The sequence below is a fragment of the Streptomyces sp. NPDC005752 genome, assembly GCF_040630715.1.
Taxonomy (GTDB): Bacteria; Actinomycetota; Actinomycetes; order Streptomycetales; family Streptomycetaceae; genus Streptomyces.
Genome location: NZ_JBEXYB010000012.1, coordinates 117,173 through 138,439, shown reverse-complemented (window position 1 = coordinate 138,439; position 21,267 = coordinate 117,173). Strand labels below are relative to the sequence as shown.

Here is a 21,267-nt window from a genome sequence, read left to right as displayed (position 1 = left end):
GAGAAGAAGTCGGTGATCATCAGAAGTCCCACTCCGCGTCCTCGGCGGAGGTGTCCGCGTCGGCGTCCGCCTCGGCCGCGAACGAGGCGCCCGCCATGCCGGCCGTCAGCGTCGTGCCGTCGGCGGGGTCGATCAGCAGGAACGATCCGGTGCGCCGCGAGTCCGCGTAGGCGTCGAGCGCGAGCGGCTCGGCGGTACGGACCACGACCCGGCCGATGTCGTTGGCCACCAGCTTGCCGGGGGCCGGGTGCTGGGAGAGGTCGTCCAGCGTGAGGCGCGACGGGATGTCCTTGACGATCGCCTTGACCGTGCGGGTGGTGTGCTTGAGCAGCACCCGCTGGCCCACGGTGAGCGGCTGGTCGGCCACGTGGCAGACGGTCGCCTCGACGTCCTGGGTGACGGTGGGGGCGTCGTCCGCGGGGGCGATCAGGTCGCCGCGCGAGACGTCGATGTCGTCGGCGAGCCGGATCGTCACCGACTGGGGTGCCCAGGCGAGGTCGACACTCTCGCCGAGCGCGTCGATCCCCTCGATCGTCGTGGTGCGTCCGGACGGCAGCACGGAGACGCTCTCACCGACCCGGAAGACCCCGGCGGCGATCTGACCCGCGTACCCCCGGTAGTCGGGGTGTTCCGCGCTCTGCGGGCGGATCACGTACTGCACGGGGAAGCGCGCGTGGCACTCCGTCAGGTCGTGGCTGACCGGGACCGTCTCGAGGTGCTCCAGGACCGTCGGGCCGCCGTACCAGTCCATGTGGGCGGACGGTTCCACGACGTTGTCGCCGGCCAGCGCGGAGATCGGGATGGCGGTGATCTCCGGGACGCCGAGCGAGGCGGCGTACGCGGTGAACTCCTTCGCTATCGCGGCGAACACCGGCTCCGCGTAGTCCACCAGGTCCATCTTGTTGACGGCGAGGACGACGTGGGGGACCCGCAGGAGGGCGGCCACGGCCGCGTGCCGCCGGGTCTGCTCGACCACGCCGTTGCGGGCGTCGACGAGGACCACGGCGAGCTCGGCCGTGGAGGCGCCGGTCACCATGTTGCGGGTGTACTGCACGTGGCCGGGGGTGTCGGCGAGGATGAACCGGCGCCGGGGCGTGGCGAAGTAGCGGTACGCGACGTCGATGGTGATGCCCTGCTCGCGCTCCGCGCGCAGGCCGTCGGTCAGCAGCGCCAGGTCGGGCGCCTCCTGACCGCGGTTGGTCGAGGCCAGCGCGACGGCCTCCAGCTGGTCGGTGAGGACCGACTTGGAGTCGTGCAGGAGGCGTCCCACGAGGGTCGACTTGCCGTCGTCCACGGACCCCGCGGTGGCGAACCGCAGCAGGGTGGTGGCCGAGAGCTGCTCGGTCGTTGTGATGCTCATGTCTAGAAGTACCCCTCGCGCTTGCGGTCTTCCATCGCGGCCTCGGACATCTTGTCGTCGGCGCGGGTCGCGCCCCGCTCGGTGAGCCGGGAGGCGGCGATCTCGGTGATCACGGCGTCCAGGGTGGTGGCGTCGGAGTCGACGGCACCGGTGCAGGACATGTCGCCGACGGTGCGGTAGCGCACCTGGCGGGTCTCGGTCCTCTCGTGGTCCTTGGGACCGCCCCATTCGCCGGCCGTGAGCCACATGCCGGAACGGCTGAAGACCTCACGCTCGTGGGCGAAGTAGATCTCCGGGAGCTCGATGCCCTCGCGCTCGATGTACTGCCAGACGTCGAGCTCGGTCCAGTTGGAGATCGGGAAGACCCGGACGTGCTCGCCGGGTGCGTGGCGGCCGTTGTAGAGCTGCCAGAGCTCGGGCCGCTGGCGGCGCGGGTCCCACTGGGAGAACTCGTCGCGGAGCGAGAAGACGCGCTCCTTGGCGCGGGCTTTCTCCTCGTCGCGCCGTCCGCCGCCGAACACGGCGTCGAAGCGGTGCTGCTGGATGGCCTCGGTGAGCGGAACCGTCTGCAGCGGGTTGCGGGTGCCGTCGGGGCGCTCGCGGAGCTTGCCCGCGTCGATGTACTCCTGGACGGAGGCCACGTGCAGCCGTAGTCCGTGCTTCTCGACGGTGCGGTCGCGGTATTCGAGGACCTCGGGGAAGTTGTGCCCGGTGTCCACGTGCAGGAGCGTGAAGGGGACGGGCGCCGGCGCGAACGCCTTCAGCGCCAGGTGCAGCATCAGGATCGAGTCCTTGCCGCCGGAGAAGAGGATCACCGGCCGCTCGAACTCACCCGCCACCTCACGGAAGATGTGCACTGCCTCGGACTCCAGGGAGTCCAGATGGCTCAGCGCGTACGGATTGACGGTGCCTTCCGGCACGGTGGCGACGGTGCTCACGCCAGGCCCCTCTCGGTGAGCAGCGCACGAAGCGCCGCTGCGGACTCCTGCACGGTCTGCTGGTGCGACTCGATCCGCAGATCCGGCGACTCGGGTGCCTCGTAGGGGTCGTCGACCCCGGTGAGGCCGCTGATCTCGCCCGCGGCCTGCTTGGCGTACAGCCCCTTCACGTCGCGCTCCGAGCACACCTCGACCGGGGTCGCGACGTGCACCTCCAGATACGCGGTGCCCTCCTGCTGATGACGCCTGCGCACCGCGTCGCGGCTGTCGGCGTACGGCGCGATGACCGGGACGAGGACCTTCACGCCGTTGGCGGCCAGCAGTTCGGCGACGAAGCCGATCCGTCCCACGTTGGTGTGCCGGTCCTCGCGGGAGAAGCCGAGACCCGCGGAGAGGAACTCCCGGATCTCGTCACCGTCCAGCACCTCGACCCGGTGCCCGTCTCCGCGCAGCCGTCCCGCCAGTTCGTAGGCGATGGTGGTCTTGCCGGCGCTCGGCAGACCGGTGAGCCAGACGGTGGCTCCCGTCTCCGTCACGCTCATCGATATCTCCTGATCAGTCGTCATCAGCCGTGCAGCCCGCATTCGGTCTTGCCGCGCCCGGCCCAGCGGCCGGCCCGTGCGTCCTCGCCCTCCAGCACCCGCCGGGTGCAGGGCGCGCAGCCGACGGAGGCGTAGCCGTCCGTGAGCAGCGGGTTGGTCAGTACGCCGTGTTCGGCGACGTAGGCGTCCACGTCGTCCTGGGTCCAGCGGGCGATGGGCGAGACCTTCACCTTGCGGCGCTTCTCGTCCCAGCCCACGACCGGGGTGTTCGCCCGGGTGGGGGACTCGTCGCGGCGCAGTCCGGTCGCCCAGGCCGCGTACGCCGTCAGTCCCTCTTCCAGGGGCTTCACCTTGCGCAGGGCACAGCACAGGTCGGGGTCGCGGTCGTGCAGCTTCGGCCCGTACTCGGCGTCCTGCTCGGCCACCGACTGCCGCGGCGTCAGCGTGATGAGGTTGACGTCCATCACGGCGTCCACCGCGTCCCGGGTGCCGACGGTCTCCTCGAAGTGGTAGCCGGTGTCGAGGAAGACGACGTCCACACCGGGGAACACCTGGGAGGCCAGGTGCGCGACGACCGCGTCCTCCATGGAGGAGGTGACGCAGAAGCGCTTGCCGAAGGTGTCGGCCGCCCACCGCAGGATGTCGCTCGCGGAGGCGTCCTCCAGCTCGCGCCCGGCCCGCACCGCCAGATCCTTCAGGGCCTCGTCGGTGAGCCCGGCCGCTTGCAGAGTGTCCGTCATGTCCCGTCCCCTTCCACGTCGTCGCGCTGGAGCCCCTGGGCCAGCAGGCCCAGGAACTTCAGCTGGAACGCACGGTTGCAGGAAGCGCATTCCCAGGCGCCGTGACCGGCCTCGTGCGGGCGCAGGTCCTCGTCGCCGCAGTACGGGCAGTAGAACGGCGCGGCTCGCTCGCTCATGACAGCGACTCCGCGTCGGCGCGCGCCGCCCACGTCGCGAAACGCTCGCCGTCCTCGCGCTGCTCCTGGAAGTTGCCGAGCACGCGCTCGACGTAGTCCGGGAGTTCGGCCGAGGTGACCTTCAGACCGCGGACCTTGCGGCCGAAGCCGGCCTCCAGGCCGAGTGCGCCGCCGAGGTGCACCTGGTAGCCCTCGACCTGGTTGCCCTCGCCGTCGAGCATGAGCTGGCCCTTGAGGCCGATGTCCGCGGTCTGGATGCGGGCGCAGGCGTTGGGGCAGCCGTTGATGTTGATGGAGAGCGGCTCGTCGAAGTCCGGCATCCGGTGCTCGAGTTCGTCGATGAGGGCGGCGCCGCGCGCCTTCGTCTCGACGATGGCCAGCTTGCAGAACTCGATGCCGGTGCAGGCCATCGTGCCGCGCCGGAAGGGGGAGGCCTTCACCTGGAAGTCCAGGGCCTCCAGCCCCGCGGACAGGGACTCGACCTGGTCCTGCTCGACGTCCAGGATCAGCATCTTCTGCTCGACGGTGGTGCGTACCCGCCCCGAGCCGTGTGCCTCGGCGAGATCGGCGATCTTGGCGAGGGTGGAACCGTCCACCCGGCCGACGCGCGGGGCGAAGCCCACGTAGAAGCGGCCGTCCTGCTGGGCGTGCACACCGATGTGGTCGCGCCAGCGGGAGGAGGGCTGCGCGGGCGGCGGACCGTCCAGCATCGGGCGCTTGAGGTACTCGTCCTCGAGGATCCGGCGGAACTTCTCCGGTCCCCAGTCGGCCATGAGGAACTTCAGGCGGGCGCGCGTACGCAGCCGGCGGTAGCCGTAGTCGCGGAAGATCCCGACGACACCGGCCCAGACGTCGGAGACCTCGTCCAGCGGCACCCAGGCGCCCAGGCGCTCCGCGAACCGCGGGTTGGTGGAGAGCCCGCCACCGACCCACAGGTCGAAGCCCGGGCCGTGCTCGGGGTGGTCGACGCCGACGAACGCGATGTCGTTGATCTCGTGCACCACGTCCTGGACCGGCGAACCCGAGATCGCGGTCTTGAACTTGCGGGGCAGGTTGGAGAACTCCTTGCTGCCGATGTAACGCTCATGGATCTCGTCGACTGCGGGCGTACCGTCGATGATCTCGTCGGCGGCGATGCCGGCCACCGGTGAACCGATGATCACACGGGGGCAGTCGCCGCATGCCTCGGTGGTCGAGAGCCCGACGGCCTCGAGCTTCTCCCAGATCGCCGGGACGTCCTCGATGCGGATCCAGTGCAGCTGGACGTTCTGCCGGTCGGTGATGTCGGCCGTGCCGCGCGCGTACTCCTCGGAGATCTCGCCGATGACGCGCAGTTGCGCGGTGGTCAGCCGCCCGCCGTCGATGCGCACGCGGAGCATGAAGTAGCGGTCGTCCAGCTCCTCCGGCTCCAGCACGGCGGTCTTGCCGCCGTCGATACCCGGTCGGCGCTGGGTGTACAGGCCCCACCAGCGCATGCGTCCGCGCAGGTCGTTGGGGTCGATCGAGTCGAATCCGCGCTTCGAGTAGATCGTCTCAATGCGCGTCCGCACGTTGAGACTGTCGTCATCCTTCTTGAACTGCTCGTTCCCGTTGAGCGGGGTGAAGTGACCCATGGCCCACTGACCTTCACCACGGTGACGTCCGGCCTTGCGGCGGGGCGTGGCGGTAGCAGGCTTCTCGGGGATGGCGGCCATGGCTATACGTCCTTCGGGACTGCAGGAGGGCGGCTCTGAACTGCACACTCGCGTGAGGCGCGGCGGTGCGCAGGGGTGGAGCGGGCTTCAGGAAATCGCGGTGCTGGAAACTCTCAGCGGACCGGACAGATGGCGCTGGACATGCGGCCGAGGTCGACGTGCCGCCGACTCACCAAGGCAATTCCAGTTCCGGACATGGGGGAAGCGTGTCACGCGCATCTCGGGCCAGTCCACCACTATCCATCATGTGGACGAGATGGTCCCGAAATGTGGGACACTATGGGATCCGTCACGTTGTGCTGTCGACAAGGCGACATGACGGGTGTGCGGTCAGACGCGCGCGCCGGGCCACGGACCCGGGTTCGCGACATCGGGCTCCTGCTCGATCTTCGTGTCGAACAGACGGAAGCCGCGCCGCAGGTAGTTGTCCATCGCGTGCGGGCCGTCGTCGGAGCAGGTGTGCACCCATACCCGCTCGGTCGGGATCCGCCACGGGTGCCGCTCCGCGAGGTCCCAGGCGCGCGCCACGCCGTACGACAGCAGATGGCCGCCGATCCGGCGGCCCCGGAAGGCCGGGATCAGGCCGAAGTACGCGATCTCCACCGCCCCGTCGTCCTGGGCGTCGAGCTCGATGAACCCCGCCGGGGTCCCGTTCTCGTACGCCACCCAGGTCTCGGCCCCCGGGCGCTCCAGGATCTCGCGCCACTGCGCGTAGGTGAGGCCGAGCCGGTCGGTCCACCGGACGTCCCCGCCCACCGCCGTGTAGAGAAACCGGCTGAACTCCGGCAGCGGCCTCTCCGAACGCGTGACCGTCACTCCGTCCGCGGGTGCGGCGGCGGGGCTCAGATCGGCGGGCGACGTCTGTTCCAGAGACCAGACGGTCACGTCGGAGACGGCGGGCGCGGAGTGGGTGGAGTGCGTGGAGTCGCTCATGGCGGTCAGGGAACCACGGCCCGCGCACCTCGCCCAAACGCGGGGCCGCTCAGACCGTCCCGGCCGGCATCCGTGCTCTGAGCACCACCGGAGCCGTCGAGCGGGGCAGCAGATCGGCCGGCACCTCCGGGTGGACCACCTCCACCTCGACCGCCTCGCGGAAGCGGTACGGCCGATGGGCCAGCACCTCCGCGAGGCTGCGGCGCATCCGCGACACCTCGGCCCGCACCGTCACCGTCCTGGTCGCGTCACCGAAGACGTCCTCGGCGAGCTCCGCCGCGGTGCGACCCTCCCGGTGCAGGGCCAGCGCGTAGAGCAGCTCCGCGTGGCGGGGCGAGAGCCGGCGCGTCCAGCTGCCCACAGGTCCCGCCACATGGACGGCGAGCCCCCTCTCCCGGCTCAGGTCGAGCACCACCCGGCGCGGCGCGCGGTCGTGCGCGCCCTCCGCGACCTGTACCAGCCAGCCTCCGGGCAGCGTTTCCACCCGGCACATCCCCAGCGAGGCCAGCCACACCGTGCCCGGCTCCAGCGACTTCGGCAGCGGAAGCCGGTCCACGGGAGGCATCCCGCTGACGGCGGCCAGCCAGCCGTGGGCGTCCACCACCAGCGCACGGCCGCCGAGCCGGCACAGGATCGGGGCGGACACCGAACGCAGCCGCTCGATCGCCACCAGGTGCCGGCCGCGCAGCTCTCCCTCCGCCAGCGACGCCACCGAACCGACCAGCGCCAGTGTCGCGGGGTGAAAGGTGGAGGCGGGCCCGCTGATGTCGACGATGCCCATCAGCCGGCCGTCCCGCGGGTCGCGCACCGGCGCCGCCGCACAGGTCCAGCCGTGCAGGGCGCGGACGAAGTGCTCGGCGGAGTGCACCTGGACGGGGGTGCGCGCGGCGAGCGCGGTGCCGATGGCGTTCGTACCCGTCGTGGACTCCGTCCAGGCGGCACCCTCCTCCAGGCAGATGCCCCTGGCCCGGCGCATGACGGCAGCATGACCCTGGCGCCACAGCACGCGGCCCTCGGTGTCGGTGACGACCATGATCTGCTGTGCCGCGTCCGCGATCGATGCCAGCCCCTCCCGCAGCAGGGGCATGACCTCACCGAGCGCCGTGCTCCGGCGCCGGTGCTCGATCTCGTCCGTCTCCAGCAGCCTGCTCTCCGTCGACTGCTCGGGATCGATCCCGCTGCGCACGGCACGGTCCCATGAGGCGTCGATCTCCGCGCGCGGGGCCAGTGCGCTGTGCTCGCCCGCCAGCCGGGCCTCCCGCGCGCGGTGGATCTGGCGTTCGGTCACCGCGGGACGCGGCTCGTTCCCCGGCCGCGCCGACGCGGCGGTGCGTGACTCCATGACGGTCCCCCCAGCAAGCGTGGGCCCGGTCCGGAAGAGGGGAACGAGGCCCGGAGGACACATTTTGCCGTGCAGCGTGTCCGTTGGCTCGTACTCCACGCAACGGTTGCAACCCTTTGCAACTCTGGTGAGGGGGTGCGGACCGCACAACAGTGGAGGAACACCGTGCGGGGAGTCCTCGACCCGCCGTGCGGTGGTGCACGAGCGTGGAGGGTGGTGCCGTGTCGGCGCAGCACCACCCTCCGTCGTTCGCCGCCCCGCCGCCGGAGCGTCAGCCTTCCTGCGCCCGGGCACGCTCCACGACCGCGGCCAGATCCAGACTGTGCGGCAGCGTGCCGAAGGCCGAACCCCAGTCCCCGCCCAGCCGCGAGGCGCAGAACGCGTCCGCGACCTCGGGCGGCGCCCAGCGCAGCAGCAGCGAACCCTGCAGCACCAGCGCCATCCGCTCCACCAGCCGCCTGGCACGTGCCTCCACGGAGTCCAGATCCGCCAGCTCCGTCAGCAGGTCCTTGATCGCGGCGTCGAGCCGGTGGTCCGCGCCGCGCGCCTTCCCGACCTCCTGGAGGAAGGCGTTGAGCGCCTGCGGCTCACGCTGCAGCGCACGCAGCACATCGAGTGCCTGTACGTTGCCCGAGCCCTCCCAGATCGAGTTGAGCGGCGCCTCGCGCAGCAGCCGGGGCATCCCGGACTCCTCGACGTAGCCGTTGCCGCCGAGGCACTCCAGGGCCTCGCCCACCACCGCGGAGCACCGCTTCGTCACCCAGTACTTGGCGGTCGGCACCGCGATGCGGAGGAAGGCCCGCTCCTCCTCCGTGTCCGCGTCGTAGGCGGCGGCCAGCCGCAGGGCGAGCGTCGTCGCCGCCTCCGACTCCAGGGCCAGGTCGGCCAGTACGTTGCGCATCAGCGGCTTCTCGATCAGCAGTCCGCCGAACGCGCTGCGGTAGGCGCTGTGATGGATCGCCTGGGCAACCGCCTGCCGCATCAGCGCCGCCGAACCGACCACACAGTCCAGCCGGGTCGCCGCCACCATCTCGATGATGGTGCGCACCCCGCGCCCCTCCTCGCCGACCCGGCGGGCCCACGTCCCGTCGAACTCGACCTCGCTGGAGGCGTTGGACCTGTTGCCCAGTTTGTCCTTGAGACGCTGGATCGCGAACACGTTGCGCGCGCCGTCCGGCAGGACCCGCGGCACCAGGAAGCAGCTCAGCCCGCCCGGGGCCTGGGCCAGCACCAGGAAGCCGTCCGACATGGGCGCCGAACAGAACCACTTGTGGCCGGTGAGCAGGTACTCCCCGTCGCCGGCCAGCGGTTCGGCCCGGGTGGTGTTGGACCGTACATCGGTGCCGCCCTGCTTCTCCGTCATGCCCATCCCGAAGAGCACACCGGCCTTCTGCGAGGCGGGCCGCAGCCCCTCCTCGTACACGTGGGAGGTCAGCAGCGGCTCCCACTCCGCGGCCAGTGCGGGATCGGTCCGCAGCGCCGGGACCGCCGCGTGCGTCATCGACAGCGGGCAGCCGTGGCCCGCTTCCGCCTGCGTCCAGACCAGGAAACCGGCCGCGCGCCGGACATGGCCGCCCTGCCGGCCCCAGGCGTCCGTCAGCCCGGCCGTGACCGCGTGCCCCAGCAGCCGGTGCCAGGCCGGGTGGAAGTCCACCTCGTCGACGCGGTGCCCGTAGCGGTCGTGCGTGCGCAGCTTCGGCGGGTTCTCGTTGGCCTGCGCACCCCACTCCTGGGCCTGGAGGGAGCCGGCGGACCGGCCCAGCGTGCCGAGTTCCTCCCGTGCCTCGTCGATGATCGCGGGCGCCAGGTGCCGTTCCACGGCCTCCGTCAGCGCCCGGTCGCCGGCGAAGACGTCATAGCCGACCAGCGGCGGAACCTGGTTGGTCACTGTGTGGGTGCTTGCTGCCATGCCGATACGGTAAGGAGGTGCAGGCAGCAAATGAAACACCCGAACGGCCATCGGGCCGGCTCCACCGGGCGCGAGTCCTCTACCGCAACGTCTCGAAGCGGCAGATGGCGTGGCAGTTGCTCAAGGACACGGTCAATTCGTGCATCGAGTACCGCATCCTCGGCCTCGCGGCCGAGGCGGCGTTCTTCACCCTGCTGTCCCTGCCGCCGCTGCTGCTCGGTCTGATCGGGCTGCTCGGATACGTCGACGACTGGACGGCCACCACCACCGTCGCCTCCATCGAGCGGAACATCCTCGGGGCGGTCCAGACGGTGCTGTCCGAGCGGGGTGTCAACGACATCGCCAAACCCCTCATAGCCGACGTCACCACCGGTGCGCGCCCCGACGTCATCTCCCTCGGTTTCGCGATCGCCCTCTGGTCGGGCTCACGGGCCGTGAACGTCTTCATCGACACCATCACCGTGATGTACGGGCTGGACGGCCACCGCGGCATCGTCAAGACCCGGCTGCTCGCCTTCCTGCTGTACGTCGTCGCGCTGCTGCTGGGCGCGGTGGTGCTGCCGCTGCTGGTGGTCGGTCCCGACCGGGTGGTGGAGTTCGTCCCGTGGGGCACCGAGGTGCTGGCGGTCATGTACTGGCCGCTGGTGATACTGCTGTCCATCGCGTTCCTGACGACGCTCTACCACGTGTCCGTCCCCGTCCGCTCACCGTGGATAGAGGACGTTCCCGGGGCCCTCGTGGCGCTCGGGATGTGGGTGCTGGGGAGCTTCCTGCTGCGGATCTACCTCACGAGCACGGTCGAAGGTCCCACCATCTACGGCTCGTTGGCCGCACCCATCGCCGTCCTGCTCTGGATAGGGATCTCCGCCTTCGCCGTGCTCGTCGGCGCCGCGGTGAACGCGGCGATCGACCGGGTCTGGCCCTCACTCGCCACCGCCGCGGCCCGTGCCGCCAGCGACCGGCTGAAGGCCGCCCAGGCCGCGGAACTCGTGGCACGCACCGAGGCGGCGAACTGGGACGCGTACGCCGACGACGACGAGGAGGACGACGACGTGTCCATGCCCTCCGAGTTCCCCGAGCGCTGGTCGCGCTTCCTGCCCCCGGACGACGTGAAGTCCCGGTTGCACGGCAACCGGGACAAGGACGCCCCCTGAGGCAGCCCTTAGCCTGGTGTCATGGGCGCACGGTACGAGGAGCGGGTGTCGCGCTTCGGCAACGCGGTTCTATGGACCTGGAGCGGGCCCCGGGAACCCACCCGTCCGGTACTGCCCGACGGCTGCATGGACCTGCTGTGGATCGGCGGCCGGCTGATGGTCGCGGGCCCCGACAGCCACGCGTTCGCCCCCACCGAGGCGCTCTCGGGCAGCTGCGCCGGCATCCGCTTCGCCCCCGGTACGGCGCCCTCCCTCCTGGGCGTACCGGCGGACGAACTCCGTGACCGCCGGGTCCCGCTCGACGCCCTCTGGCCCGGGTCCACGGTCCGAGGGCTCACCGGGCGGATGGGCACGGCCGACGACCCGGCCGCCGCGCTGGAGGACATCGCCCTGCGCAGGGCGGTCGGCGCCGAAGCCCCGGACCCGCTCACGGCGGCCGTCGCCGCGCAACTGGCGCGGGGCCGTTCCGTCGCCTCCACCGCCCACACCGTCGGTCTCGGACCCCGACAGCTGCACCGCCGTTCGCTGGCCGCGTTCGGCTACGGACCGAAGACACTGGCCAGGATCCTGAGACTGCAGCGCGCCCTGGCCCTCGTACGCGCGGGCACGCCCTACGCCGAAGCCGCGCACACCGCGGGCTGTACGGACCAGGCGCACCTGGCCCGTGAGATGCGGGACCTGGCCGGTACGACGCTCGGCGGCCACCTGGCCGCGACGGGTCACGCCGGGCCGGCGGCGAACAGCGAGACCGCGCAGCCGTCGGGGTCCAGGACGACGGCGTAGCGCTGGCCCCAGACCGCGTCCCAGGGCTCGAGGTGTCCCTCGTACCCCGCGCCGGTCAGATCGGCGTACACGGAATCGACCTCCGCCGGGCTGTCGCAGAGGAAGGCGAGCCCGAGGCGCTCGCCGCCCTTCGAACCGGCCCATGAGGGGTCGAAGGAGCGGACCACGTCCTCGGTGTCCCACAGCAGGCGCAGCCCGCCCGGAAGAGCCGCCTCGACATGAGGCGACGATTCGGCTCCGGCGGGGATGTCGAGGCCGAGCCTGCGGTAGAAGGCGAGTGATGCGGCCAGGTCGGCGGTGGTGACGGAGATGGCGTCGAGTCGTGGAGTCATGGAACGACCGTATGCCGGGGGCCGCGACCGGGTCTTGTACGAAACGGTCACGGCCCCCGGACCGGTCTCCGCTACGCGCAGTCGGCCGGCGAGGTTCCCGGGTCCGTCAGCGCCAGCCCCAGCTGGGCGCGTTCGGTGAGCCAGCGGGTCGGCCGGTTGCGCGGGTCGCCCGTCGTGGCGTGCAGGGACCGCTGCAGCTCCAGCATCCGCGCGGCTCCGATCCGGTCGCCCCAGGCCAGCGGCCCCACCGGGTAGCCGAGACCCGTCGTCACGGCGAGGTCGATGTCCGCCGGGGTGGCCAGCGCGCGCTCGGCGATCGACGTGGCGACCGACACCACCGAGGCGAGCAGCCGCTGGGCCACCGAACCCGCGGTGTCCCGCGTCACCGACACGGCCCACGGCTCCCCGCCGTCCGCCGCGCGGGCCAGCACCGCGCGGGCGTCCCGCGCGGCGGCCGGGTCGGCCGACGGCGTCACCGCGAGCACCCGGCGGCGGCCGGCCGGGGGAAGCGGGTCGACGCCGAAGGTGCGCGACGGGGGCAGCCCCAGCGCGGCGACGGAGGCCGCCACCGTCGTGCCCCACACCGGGACGAGGACCAGGGCGGTGTCCGAGGGGCCGGCGCCGTTCTCGACCGACGCTCCGGCCGCGGTCAGCGCGGCCCGCAGCCCTGCCGCGCCGTCCGCGTGTTCCGCCGACGCGCCGCCGGCCACGAACACCGGCCGGTCCGCGTCACCCGTCACCGGCGCTTCCGGGGCCGGGGCGGGCGCGTCCGGGCCGTACGCGAACCAGCCCTGTCCGGTCTTGCGGCCGTGCAGGCCCGCGGTCACCCGGTTCGGGGTGAGGAAGGAGGGGCGAAGCCGGTCCTCGTGGCGGAAGCCCTGCCAGATCGAGTCGATCACCGCCGCCGTGACGTCGAGCCCCGTGAGGTCCATCAGCTCGAACGGGCCCATCCGCAGCCCCAGGACGTCCCGCGCGATCCGGTCGATCCCGGCCGGGTCCGAGACCGACTCCTCGAGCAGCGCCAGGGCCTCCGTCACCAGCCCCCGGCCGGCGTGGTTGACGAGGAATCCGGGAGTGTCGGCGACGGTGACCGCGCGGTGGCCGCAACTCTCGACCAGCGCGGTGAGAGTCTGCGGGATCCCGGGACGGGTGGCGGCGCCCGGCACGAGCTCGACGATCTTCATCAACGGTACGGGGTTGAAGAAGTGCAGCCCGGCGAGCCGCCCCGGGTCCCGGAGCGAGGCGGCGATCCTGGTCACCGGGAGGGACGAGGTGTTGGTCGCGAAGACGGCCGAGTCCGGCAGGGCCCGCTCCAGCTTCCCGAAGACCTCGGCCTTGGTGTCCAGGTCCTCCCGCACGGCCTCGATGACCAGCTCGACGTCCGGTCCCGGCGCCCAGGGGACCTCCAGCGGGACGATCCGCTCCAGGGCGGCGGCGGAGTCCGTGGCGGACATCCGGCCCTTGTGGACCGCGCGATCCAGCATCGACCGCACGAAGTCCACGGCCGCTGTCACCGCCTCGGTCCGGACGTCGCAGAGCTCGACGGTGTGCCCGGCCACCGCGGCCCACTGGGCGATGCCGCGACCCATGGCTCCGGCGCCGACGATCCTGATGCGCATGACGGTGATGTCCTCTCGGCAGATGCGGTCTGTGCCAGTGAAGGTAGACGCGGTCGTGCCGGCGAAGGTAGACGGGGCCGCGCCGGCGAAGTCGGACGAGGTCGTACGGGAGAGGCGGGCGCGGCCGTGTCAGCGCAGGTAGACGCGGTCGGGGTCGACGTCCTCGCGCAGCAGCCGCAGCTCCGCCTCGGACGGTGGCGGCACGGTCTCGACGGTGTCGGCGACCCGGAGGTCCCAGCCGGTGGCCTCCCGTACCTGACGCACCGTCATGCCCGGCTGTACGGCGACGAGCCGCAGCTCCTCCCCGACGCCGGTGCGTGCCAGGATGCCCAGTTCGGTGATGACCCGGGTGACTCCCGCGCCCAGCGGCCGGATGCCCTCGGCGAGCGCGCGGTCCGGGCCAGGCGTGGTGCAGAAGTCCAGGGCCTCGGTGAAGGAGCGGGGGTTGTGACGGCGCATCACGACGAACACCTCGCGGGAGTTGGCCATCACCTCGATCGCGCCGCCGGAACCGGGGAGCCGCACCGTGGGGTTCTCCCAGTCGCCGATGACGGAGGTGTTCAGGTTGCCCCACCGGTCGATCTGCGCGGCTCCGAGGAAGCCCACGTCGATGTGGCCGCCCTGGAGCACGCAGCCGAACAGCGCAGGCATCGACAGCACCGCCTCCGCGCCCGAGATGAGTACCGCGTCCGCGATGGTCTCCGGCAGATGCGAGGGGTGGGCCCCGCACACCCCGGACTCGTACACGACCTCGATCTGCGGCGCGACCGTCAGACGGGCGAGCTCGGTGGCCAGTGTGGGCAGTCCGATGCCGGCGAACACCGTGCGGCGGGCGGCCAGTTCGCGGGAGGCGACGACGGAGAGCAGCTCGGACGAGGTGGCGGCGGCCTCCGGTGCGGTGGTGGTCATGGTCCGTTCCTTCCCCTGCGGCGCGCTCACAGCCGCCGTCCGTAGTTCACCGGTTCGCTGAGCGCCTCGCCGACGGCGAGCCCCGCCCAGAAGTCCTCACCCAGCTTGTCGACGTACTCGGAGTGGTCTGCCGTTCCGTACACCCACTCCGCCAGCCAGTCCCGCAGCCGCTCCGGGTCCTTGCTGATGTGCGACCAGGCCCGGTAGAAGTCGTTGTCGCGGTCGTAGTAGCCCTGCGCGAAGGACGGGTGCGCCCCGCGCGGGCAGACGACGACGGCGTCCACGGCATGGGACGGGACGAGCGTGCGGTTGGGGTCCGAGCGGACCACCTCGTCATCGACGATCTCCTCGACGACGACGACCGCCTTGCCGGCCGCGTACACCGCCTCGGCCTGGATGCCGGTCAGCCCCCAGATCTGGGTGTTGCCCCGGCGGTCGGCACGCTGGGCGTGGATGATCGTCACGTCAGGGTTCACGGGCGGTACGACGTAGATCTGCTCCTGCTCCCCGTCGGGCCCCGGGTAGGGCGACGCCACCTTGCGCAGATCGCTGTTGACGCCGGGCAGGTCACTGCCGCCGTAGCTGCGCAGCGGGTAGAACGGCAGCCGCTGGGACCCCGCGAGGTAGCGGCAGACCATTCCGTAGTGGCTGTACTCCTCGAAGACCAGCGGGGCCGGGTCGGCGCGCTCGATCCGACGGCGCAGCTCGCCGAGCGAACCGGCTGAGGAGTTGCCCACGAAGGAGGAGACCAGCCGCGAGACACAGCCCGCGGCGATCATCTGGTCCACCACGATGTCCGCCGTCATCCGTACGACGGTGAGGTCCTTGCGCCCCTGCCGGATGATCTCGTGCCCGGCGGCGGTGGGGACGAGGTGGGTGAAGCCTTCGATGCAGACGGTGGCGCCGTCGTGCACGAAGGCGGCCATGGCCTCCTTCATCGACATGACTTTGCTGGGCCCGTCGGCCGTATCCGTCCGCTCCACGGTGCTCCTCGGCGAGTGTGTGCTGGTCGCCCTCACCGTGTCAGCGGCCATTGATTGCTGTCCAATACCAAATTAAGGTCGGATCAAGACCCCTGGTTAATGAATGGAACTCCGATGGAACTGCGTCATCTGACGGCGTTCACCGCTGTCGCCGAGGAACTGCACTTCGGCCGTGCCGCGAAGCGGCTGCAGATGGCCCAGCCGCCGCTCAGCCAGCAGATCCGCCAGCTGGAGAAGGAGCTCGGCGTCCAGCTCTTCGAGCGCAACACCCGCTCGGTGCGGCTCACCAGCGCGGGGGAGTCCTTCCTCGAACCCGTGCGGACCGTGCTCGACGACCTCGACACGGCGGTACGGGCCGCGAAGGCCGCGGGGCGCGGGGAATACGGCCGGGTCACCATCGGCTTCGCCGGAGCCTCCAGCCACGAGACGCTGCCCCGGCTGACCCGGGCCGTGCGGGCCGCCCACCCCGGGATCGAGCTGGTCATGAAGGGCCAGACGTACGCCAACGTCGCGCTGTCCCGGGTCGCCGACGGTTCCCTCGACCTGGGCTTCGTCCGGCTGCCGGTCACCCAGCCCGGGGTGGCCTACCGGGTGATCGACGAGGAGGAGCTGCTGTGCGCCCTGCCCTCCGACCACCCGCTCGCCCGCCTGGAGAGCATCCCGATCGGGATCCTGGCCGAGGAACCCTTCGTCTCCTTCCCCGCGAACGCCGGCTCCACGGTGCGCGACGCCATGGTCCAGGCATGTGAGGCCACCGGCTTCAACCCGCGGGTGGTGCAGGAGGCCCCCGACTCCTACACGATCCTGGCCCTTGTCGCCGCGGGCGTCGGCGTCACGCTCACGGTCTCCTCCGTCCGCCACATCCAGCAGAACGGGCTGGTCTACCGGTCCCTCGCCGGCCCGCCCATCCTGCGCCGGGCCGCGCTGGCCTGGCGCACCGACAACCCCTCCGCGGCGCTCCGCGCGGTCCTCGCCGTCGCCGAGGAGGCCCTGCCGACGCCCTAGCGGTCGATTGAGACGCGTGGCGTCTTGAACGTGAGGTAACTCGATATTGGACCGACTCAGTGGTCCGTGCGAAGGTCGCCCCACACATCCGAACCCGCCGAAAGGTGTTCCGCCGTGCCCGATCGCACCGATGTCGTCATCTGCGAGCCGCTGCGTACACCCATCGGGCGTTTCGGCGGCGCGTTCGCCCAGCAGACCCCGGCCGCCCTCGCCGCTCACGTCATCGCACAGGTCGTCGCCCGTACGGGGGTCGACCCTGACCGGGTGGACGAGGTGATCCTCGGACACGCCTACCCCTCGTCCGAAGCCCCTGCCATCGGCCGGGTCGCCGCCCTGGACGCCGGACTCCCCGACACCGTCACCGGTGTCCAGACCGACCGGCGCTGCGGCTCCGGCCTGCAGGCCGTCCTCGACGCGGCCATGCAGATCCGGGCAGGCTTCAGCGACGTCGTCATCGCGGGCGGCGTCGACGTCATGAGCGCCGCTCCCTACTACACGCACGACGGACGCTGGGGCATCAAGGGCCCCGGCCTCCAGCTCCACGACTCGCTGGCCCGCGGCAGGGTCACCGCCGGCGGGGTCCACCACCCCGTACCCGGGGGCATGATCGAGACCGCGGAGAACCTGCGCCGCGCGTACTCCGTCAGCCGCGCCGACCAGGACGCCCTCGCCCTGCGCTCCCAGGCCCGCGCCGCCCGCGCGACGCAGGAGGGGCGCTACGACGCGGAGACCGTCCCCGTCACCGTGAAGCACCGCAAGGGCGAGACGGTCGTCACCGCCGACGAGCACCCCCGGCCCGACACCACCGCCGAACAACTCGCCGCGCTGCGCCCCATCATGGTCAGGTCCGACCCGGAGGCCACCGTCACCGCAGGCAACGCCAGCGGCCAGAACGACGCGGCCGCCGCCTGCCTGGTGACCAGCGCCGCCACCGCCGAACGGCTCGGGCTCACCCCGCTCGTCCGTCTGGTCTCCTTCGCCCGCGCGGGTGTCCCCGCCGCGACCATGGGCCTCGGCCCCGTCCCGGCCACCCACGCGGCGCTCGGCCGTGCCGGACTCACCCTCGCCGATCTCGACCTGATCGAGATCAACGAGGCCTTCGCCGCCCAGGTCCTCGCCTGTACCCGGGAACTGGGCCTCGGCGAGAAGGACCACGAGCAGCGGATCAACATCAACGGATCCGGTGTCTCCCTCGGCCACCCGGTGGGCGCCACGGGCGCCCGCATCCTCGCCACACTCAGCCGCGAGATGCACCGCAGCCAGGCGCGCTACGGGCTGGAGACCATGTGCATCGGCGGCGGCCAGGGCCTCGCCGCGGTCTTCGAACGCATCGCCGCCTGAACGCACGTCCCCCCTCCGTCCCCTTTCTTCTCACCGTCCCCTCTCCACCACGCGACCCAGGGCGTCTCGGGCGACGCCGGGTCAGTCGTGCCCCCATCCGCTTGATCAACGATGTTCACGGGAGCCACCCATGAGTGCGACCACCGCAACCGCACGCGAGCGAACGAAAGCCGCCAACCGCGCAGGGTTCGGAGCCTTCATCGGCTCCACCATCGAGTGGTTCGACTTCTACATCTACGGAACCGCGGCAGCGCTCGTCTTCGACAAGGTGTTCTTCCCCGAACTCGAAGGCCCCATAGGCACCCTGGTCGCCTTCGCCACCTTCTGGGTCGGCTTCCTCGCCCGCCCCATCGGCGGCATCATCTTCGGTCACTACGGTGACCGGCTCGGCCGCAAGAAGACGCTCGTCATCACCCTGCTGATGATGGGCATCTCGACCACCGCGATCGGCCTGCTGCCCGGCTACGCCTCCATCGGCATCGCCGCCCCGATCCTGCTGGTCTGCATCCGCATGATCCAGGGCATCGGCCTCGGCGGTGAGTGGGGCGGCTCCGTCCTGATCGCCTCCGAACACGCGCCCAAGGGCAAGTCGGTCCTGTACGGGGCCTTCGCGCAGCAGGGCTCGCCCGTCGGCAACACCCTCTCCACTCTGAGCTTCCTCGCGATCAGCCAGCTCCCCGACGACGCCTTCGTCTCCTGGGGGTGGCGCGTGCCCTTCCTCGCCTCCGCCGCCCTCGTCATGGTCGGCCTGCTCGTCCGCCTGAAGGTCGCCGAGTCCCCGGCCATGGCCAAGCTGATCGAGAAGAAGGAGGTCGTCAAGCTCCCGCTGACCGAGGTCCTGCGCAGCCACCCCATGCTGATCGTGCTCGGCATCGGCGCCTGCACCATCGGGCTGTCCGCCACGTACTTCAAGTCGACGTTCGCCCTGTCCTGGGCCACCACGTCCCTCGACTTCGACCGCAGCTCGTTCCTGACGATCATCCTCGTCGCCAACGTCACCCAGATCATCGTCCAGCCCTTCGGCGCCCTCCTGGCCACCCGGATGAAGAGCTGGTCCCGTGCGGTGACCGTGATGCTGCTGCCGGAACTCATCCTGATGCCGCTGATGTTCGTCCTCATCAGCACCGAGAACTACGGCCTCGCGATGCTCGGCGTCGCTGTCGCCACCATCCCGCACTGCCTCTACTACGCGGCCCTCGCCGGCATGCTGGCCAGCCGCTTCCCGGCCCATCTGCGCTACACCGGCATCTCGCTCTGCTACCAGCTCTGCGGCACTCTGCTCGGCGGCACGACTCCGATCATCGGCCAGTTCCTGCTCAACCGGACCGGCTCCATCACCGCCGTCATCGCCTACGCCGTCTTCCAGGTGGCGCTGACCCTGGGCTGCATGCTCCTCCTGCTCAAGCGCCCCAACCACGACGAGCTCGCCGCGGAGCCGGTCACCGCGGCGCGCACCGCGCCCGTCACCGCCTGACCGCCCGCACACGCAGAACGGAGTACCGCCCATGCCGCTGACCGCGCACGGCATCCCGGAGATCCTCGCCCTCGGCGGGCGCGACCTCGGGCGCTCGGAGTGGAAGGAGGTCACCCAGGATCTGATAGACGCCTACGCGTACGTCTCGGGGGACCACCAGTGGATCCACACCGACGTCGAACGCGCCGCCGCCGGACCCTACGGACGCACCATCGCCCACGGCTACATGGTCCTGAGCTGGGGCATCCCGATGTTCGGTGAACTGCTCCGGGTGAGCGGCGTGGGACGCGCGCTGAACTACGGGGTCAACAGGGTCCGCTACCCGGCCCCCGTCCCCGTCGGCAGCCGGGTCCGCCTGCACGCCACCGTCACCGGGGTGAACGAGGTCGCGCGGGGCGGCGTACAGATGACGCGGGGCTTCACCTTCGAGCTGGAGGGCTCCGAGAAGCCGGCCTGCGTCGCCGAGTCGTTGACGCACTTCTATCCCTAGGGGTGTCCACCAGCCCCCGCGCGAAGGCGCCCGCCCGGAATCCCGGGCGGGCGCCTTCGGCGTGGAGGAGCGCTATCCGACGCGGTCCGCCTCCTCCGGCTCCGCCGCCGGCTCCTGCGCGGCCAGATAGTCCTTCTGCGCGTCGGGGTCCGTCAGCCGGTTCAGCCGCGCCGGCACGTCGAAGCCGACCAGGAGCGCCACGATCACCGTCCCCCCGAACGTCAGCACGGCGAGTGCCTGTCCCAGGTCCATCCCGGACGCCAGATGTGCCCCGAGCACCGGGGCCACGGCACCGCCGAGCGCCCCCACGTTGTACGTGAAGCCGAGTGCGGCCCCTCGGCTCGCCGTCGGGAAGTGACCGCCGATGTACCGCGGCAGCAGCCCGGAGATGCCGAAGCTCGTGGCCTGCAGCAGGAACAGCAGGCAGCCGAGGACCAGCAGGTCGTCCTTGACCGCGAACACCGGGTACACGAAGGCCAGCGAGGCCAGCAGCGTCAGCGCGTACGCCTTCTTCGCCCCGATCCAGTCACCCAGGAAGCCCGCCGCCCAGCAGCCGGCCATGGTTCCGAAGCCCGCGAAGTAGAGGACGTCGGTGACCTGGTCGGTGGTGTACCCCAGCTCGGTCTTCAGATAGGTGGGCAGCAGCGCCTGGATGGGCCAGGAGTAGAGGAACGCGAAGAACAGCGTCACGATCATCGACACGTACAGCAGCCAGCCCCGGCGTCCGCCCAGCTGCACGGCGAACGCGGCGAGGGAGAGGCCCGCCACCACCGACAGCACCGGCACGAGACCCTCGCCACCCGGGGAGAAGACCAGGAAGAGCGAGAGCGTGGCGGCCACCACCAGGACGGTGTTGACCAGGGCGAGCCGCGGGGTCCGGAACAACGGCCGGAACGGGTTGGGCCTGGCGTCCCGCTCCGCGACGTCCGCGGTCCACTCCTCGGCCTCCGGCAGGGCCCTGCGCATCCACAGCGCGACCGCGATGGGTATCAGGCCCAGGTAGAACATCCACCGCCAGCCGAGCGAGGGGACCACCCAGTTGTAGACCTGGGCTGCGAGGACCGAGCCGACCGAGAACCCCGAGATCAGAAAGCCGCTCGCGCGGCTGCGGACACGAGCCGGCCAGCTCTCCATGACGTACGTGGCGCTCGCGCTGTACTCGCCGGCCATGCCCATGCCGATGGCCAGCCGGGCGACGAAGAGACTGTTGTAGTCCCAGGCGAACCCGCAGGCGAAGGTGCCCAGGGAGTAGAGCAGGATGCTCAGCACCATCGAGATCTTGCGGCCGTACCGGTCGCCGATGGCTCCGAGGACGGCCCCGCCGAGCCATCGGGTGATGAAGGCCCCGGAGATCAGGCTGGCGGCCTGCACCGTACTCAGCCCGAAGTCGTCGCTGATCTCGGTGAGGACGAGCGTGATGAGAACGAAGTCGAAGCCGTCGAGGACGTAGCCGATCCAGGCGGCGAAGAAGGACTTCCACTGGGTACCGCTCACCTCGCGGTACCAGGGGAGCGTGGAGGGGGATTTCTGCACGGTGCGCTCC

At 71.1% G+C, this 21,267-nt stretch carries 21 protein-coding genes; 6 read left to right on the top strand and 15 right to left on the bottom strand.

Annotated elements, in window-relative coordinates; translation table 11 throughout:
* Nucleotides 1-19: 19 nt before the first annotated feature.
* The 10 genes from ABZ441_RS12935 to ABZ441_RS12890 all read right to left on the bottom strand — a co-directional run bounded on the left by ABZ441_RS12935 (nucleotide 20) and on the right by ABZ441_RS12890 (nucleotide 9,634).
* Nucleotides 20-1,360, bottom strand: coding sequence for a GTP-binding protein (locus ABZ441_RS12935; RefSeq protein ID WP_358971902.1), 1,341 nt, complete (start codon nucleotides 1,358-1,360; stop codon nucleotides 20-22).
* A gap of 2 nt (nucleotides 1,361-1,362) precedes the next feature.
* Nucleotides 1,363-2,298, bottom strand: coding sequence for a sulfate adenylyltransferase subunit CysD (gene cysD / locus ABZ441_RS12930; RefSeq protein WP_358971900.1), 936 nt, complete (start codon nucleotides 2,296-2,298; stop codon nucleotides 1,363-1,365).
* Nucleotides 2,295-2,864 (bottom strand): adenylyl-sulfate kinase, encoded by a 570-nt coding sequence (gene cysC, locus ABZ441_RS12925; protein ID WP_358971898.1) that lies wholly within the window; start codon nucleotides 2,862-2,864, stop codon nucleotides 2,295-2,297. Before cysC ends, cysD begins: the two co-directional genes overlap by 4 nt.
* Nucleotides 2,864-3,580 (bottom strand): phosphoadenylyl-sulfate reductase, encoded by a 717-nt coding sequence (locus ABZ441_RS12920; protein ID WP_358971895.1) that lies wholly within the window; start codon nucleotides 3,578-3,580, stop codon nucleotides 2,864-2,866. The genes cysC and ABZ441_RS12920 overlap by 1 nt, the downstream gene beginning before the upstream one ends.
* A complete protein-coding gene (locus tag ABZ441_RS12915; protein ID WP_031095411.1) occupies nucleotides 3,577-3,756 on the bottom strand; it encodes a hypothetical protein in 180 nt (59 codons plus the stop codon). The genes ABZ441_RS12920 and ABZ441_RS12915 overlap by 4 nt, the downstream gene beginning before the upstream one ends.
* Nucleotides 3,753-5,450: a nitrite/sulfite reductase gene (locus ABZ441_RS12910; RefSeq protein WP_358971891.1), complete on the bottom strand. Its 1,698-nt coding sequence runs from the start codon at nucleotides 5,448-5,450 to the stop codon at nucleotides 3,753-3,755. Before ABZ441_RS12910 ends, ABZ441_RS12915 begins: the two co-directional genes overlap by 4 nt.
* 113 nt (nucleotides 5,451-5,563) lie before the next feature.
* Nucleotides 5,564-5,647: a putative leader peptide gene (locus ABZ441_RS12905; RefSeq protein WP_349817346.1), complete on the bottom strand. Its 84-nt coding sequence runs from the start codon at nucleotides 5,645-5,647 to the stop codon at nucleotides 5,564-5,566.
* 133 nt (nucleotides 5,648-5,780) lie between these two features.
* The gene (locus ABZ441_RS12900; RefSeq protein ID WP_358971888.1) at nucleotides 5,781-6,383 is read right to left on the bottom strand and encodes a GNAT family N-acetyltransferase; all 603 of its coding nucleotides are present in this window, start codon (nucleotides 6,381-6,383) and stop codon (nucleotides 5,781-5,783) included.
* Nucleotides 6,384-6,432: 49 nt separating this feature from the next.
* Nucleotides 6,433-7,725, bottom strand: a complete 1,293-nt coding sequence (locus ABZ441_RS12895; RefSeq protein WP_358971886.1) for a GAF domain-containing protein — start codon at nucleotides 7,723-7,725, stop codon at nucleotides 6,433-6,435.
* Nucleotides 7,726-7,996: 271 nt separating this feature from the next.
* The gene (locus tag ABZ441_RS12890) at nucleotides 7,997-9,634 is read right to left on the bottom strand and encodes an acyl-CoA dehydrogenase family protein (RefSeq protein WP_358971883.1); all 1,638 of its coding nucleotides are present in this window, start codon (nucleotides 9,632-9,634) and stop codon (nucleotides 7,997-7,999) included.
* 17 nt (nucleotides 9,635-9,651) lie between these two features.
* Here ABZ441_RS12890 and ABZ441_RS12885 point away from each other — a divergent pair, with 17 nt between their 5' ends.
* Together ABZ441_RS12885 and ABZ441_RS12880 are read left to right on the top strand one after the other, a co-directional pair.
* A complete protein-coding gene (locus ABZ441_RS12885) occupies nucleotides 9,652-10,788 on the top strand; it encodes a YihY/virulence factor BrkB family protein (RefSeq protein ID WP_358971880.1) in 1,137 nt (378 codons plus the stop codon).
* Nucleotides 10,789-10,809: 21 nt separating this feature from the next.
* A complete protein-coding gene (locus ABZ441_RS12880; protein WP_358971878.1) occupies nucleotides 10,810-11,571 on the top strand; it encodes an AraC family transcriptional regulator in 762 nt (253 codons plus the stop codon).
* Here ABZ441_RS12880 and ABZ441_RS12875 read toward each other — a convergent pair.
* The 4 genes from ABZ441_RS12875 to ABZ441_RS12860 all read right to left on the bottom strand — a co-directional run bounded on the left by ABZ441_RS12875 (nucleotide 11,508) and on the right by ABZ441_RS12860 (nucleotide 15,375).
* Nucleotides 11,508-11,903: a VOC family protein gene (locus ABZ441_RS12875; protein WP_358971875.1), complete on the bottom strand. Its 396-nt coding sequence runs from the start codon at nucleotides 11,901-11,903 to the stop codon at nucleotides 11,508-11,510. The genes ABZ441_RS12880 and ABZ441_RS12875 overlap by 64 nt on opposite strands.
* A 71-nt stretch (nucleotides 11,904-11,974) precedes the next feature.
* Complete coding sequence (locus tag ABZ441_RS12870; protein WP_358971872.1) at nucleotides 11,975-13,522, bottom strand: 3-hydroxyacyl-CoA dehydrogenase; 1,548 nt, start codon at nucleotides 13,520-13,522, stop codon at nucleotides 11,975-11,977.
* Nucleotides 13,523-13,651: 129 nt separating this feature from the next.
* Nucleotides 13,652-14,431 carry a CoA-transferase gene (locus tag ABZ441_RS12865; protein ID WP_358971869.1) on the bottom strand — a complete coding sequence of 260 codons (780 nt, stop codon included), beginning with the start codon at nucleotides 14,429-14,431 and terminating at the stop codon, nucleotides 13,652-13,654.
* A 26-nt stretch (nucleotides 14,432-14,457) separates the two neighbouring features.
* Nucleotides 14,458-15,375: a CoA-transferase gene (locus tag ABZ441_RS12860; RefSeq protein ID WP_358972041.1), complete on the bottom strand. Its 918-nt coding sequence runs from the start codon at nucleotides 15,373-15,375 to the stop codon at nucleotides 14,458-14,460.
* A 153-nt stretch (nucleotides 15,376-15,528) separates the two neighbouring features.
* On the opposite strand from ABZ441_RS12860, the gene ABZ441_RS12855 reads away from it, so the two are divergent.
* The 4 genes from ABZ441_RS12855 to ABZ441_RS12840 all read left to right on the top strand — a co-directional run bounded on the left by ABZ441_RS12855 (nucleotide 15,529) and on the right by ABZ441_RS12840 (nucleotide 19,724).
* Nucleotides 15,529-16,419, top strand: a complete 891-nt coding sequence (locus ABZ441_RS12855) for a LysR family transcriptional regulator (RefSeq protein ID WP_358971866.1) — start codon at nucleotides 15,529-15,531, stop codon at nucleotides 16,417-16,419.
* A gap of 114 nt (nucleotides 16,420-16,533) precedes the next feature.
* Nucleotides 16,534-17,760, top strand: coding sequence for an acetyl-CoA C-acetyltransferase (locus tag ABZ441_RS12850; RefSeq protein ID WP_358971863.1), 1,227 nt, complete (start codon nucleotides 16,534-16,536; stop codon nucleotides 17,758-17,760).
* 130 nt (nucleotides 17,761-17,890) lie between these two features.
* A complete protein-coding gene (locus tag ABZ441_RS12845) occupies nucleotides 17,891-19,234 on the top strand; it encodes an MFS transporter (RefSeq protein WP_358971860.1) in 1,344 nt (447 codons plus the stop codon).
* Between the two features lie 31 nt (nucleotides 19,235-19,265).
* The gene (locus tag ABZ441_RS12840; RefSeq protein WP_358971857.1) at nucleotides 19,266-19,724 is read left to right on the top strand and encodes a MaoC family dehydratase; all 459 of its coding nucleotides are present in this window, start codon (nucleotides 19,266-19,268) and stop codon (nucleotides 19,722-19,724) included.
* Between the two features lie 72 nt (nucleotides 19,725-19,796).
* On the opposite strand, the gene ABZ441_RS12835 is transcribed toward ABZ441_RS12840, so the two are convergent.
* On the bottom strand, nucleotides 19,797-21,257 hold the full coding sequence (locus ABZ441_RS12835) for a sialate:H+ symport family MFS transporter (protein ID WP_358971854.1): 1,461 nt from the start codon (nucleotides 21,255-21,257) through the stop codon (nucleotides 19,797-19,799).
* Between the last annotated feature and the right edge of the window lie 10 nt (nucleotides 21,258-21,267).

What these genes read in the sequence shown, in the direction of transcription:
- ABZ441_RS12880 (WP_358971878.1), top strand. Translation starts at nt 10,810, where the DNA reads ATGGGCGCACGGTACGAGGAGCGGGTGTCGCGCTTCGGCAACGCGGTT.
- ABZ441_RS12855 (WP_358971866.1), top strand. Translation starts at nt 15,529, where the DNA reads ATGGAACTGCGTCATCTGACGGCGTTCACCGCTGTCGCCGAGGAACTG.
- ABZ441_RS12865 (WP_358971869.1), bottom strand. Translation starts at nt 14,431, where the DNA reads ATGACCACCACCGCACCGGAGGCCGCCGCCACCTCGTCCGAGCTGCTC.
- ABZ441_RS12875 (WP_358971875.1), bottom strand. Translation starts at nt 11,903, where the DNA reads ATGACTCCACGACTCGACGCCATCTCCGTCACCACCGCCGACCTGGCC.
- ABZ441_RS12935 (WP_358971902.1), bottom strand. Translation starts at nt 1,360, where the DNA reads ATGAGCATCACAACGACCGAGCAGCTCTCGGCCACCACCCTGCTGCGG.
- ABZ441_RS12860 (WP_358972041.1), bottom strand. Translation starts at nt 15,375, where the DNA reads ATGTCGATGAAGGAGGCCATGGCCGCCTTCGTGCACGACGGCGCCACC.
- ABZ441_RS12895 (WP_358971886.1), bottom strand. Translation starts at nt 7,725, where the DNA reads ATGGAGTCACGCACCGCCGCGTCGGCGCGGCCGGGGAACGAGCCGCGT.
- cysC (WP_358971898.1), bottom strand. Translation starts at nt 2,864, where the DNA reads ATGACGACTGATCAGGAGATATCGATGAGCGTGACGGAGACGGGAGCC.
- ABZ441_RS12840 (WP_358971857.1), top strand. Translation starts at nt 19,266, where the DNA reads ATGCCGCTGACCGCGCACGGCATCCCGGAGATCCTCGCCCTCGGCGGG.
- ABZ441_RS12920 (WP_358971895.1), bottom strand. Translation starts at nt 3,580, where the DNA reads ATGACGGACACTCTGCAAGCGGCCGGGCTCACCGACGAGGCCCTGAAG.
- ABZ441_RS12845 (WP_358971860.1), top strand. Translation starts at nt 17,891, where the DNA reads ATGAGTGCGACCACCGCAACCGCACGCGAGCGAACGAAAGCCGCCAAC.
- ABZ441_RS12900 (WP_358971888.1), bottom strand. Translation starts at nt 6,383, where the DNA reads ATGAGCGACTCCACGCACTCCACCCACTCCGCGCCCGCCGTCTCCGAC.
- ABZ441_RS12890 (WP_358971883.1), bottom strand. Translation starts at nt 9,634, where the DNA reads ATGGCAGCAAGCACCCACACAGTGACCAACCAGGTTCCGCCGCTGGTC.
- ABZ441_RS12905 (WP_349817346.1), bottom strand. Translation starts at nt 5,647, where the DNA reads ATGTCCGGAACTGGAATTGCCTTGGTGAGTCGGCGGCACGTCGACCTC.
- ABZ441_RS12910 (WP_358971891.1), bottom strand. Translation starts at nt 5,450, where the DNA reads ATGGCCGCCATCCCCGAGAAGCCTGCTACCGCCACGCCCCGCCGCAAG.
- ABZ441_RS12915 (WP_031095411.1), bottom strand. Translation starts at nt 3,756, where the DNA reads ATGAGCGAGCGAGCCGCGCCGTTCTACTGCCCGTACTGCGGCGACGAG.
- ABZ441_RS12870 (WP_358971872.1), bottom strand. Translation starts at nt 13,522, where the DNA reads ATGCGCATCAGGATCGTCGGCGCCGGAGCCATGGGTCGCGGCATCGCC.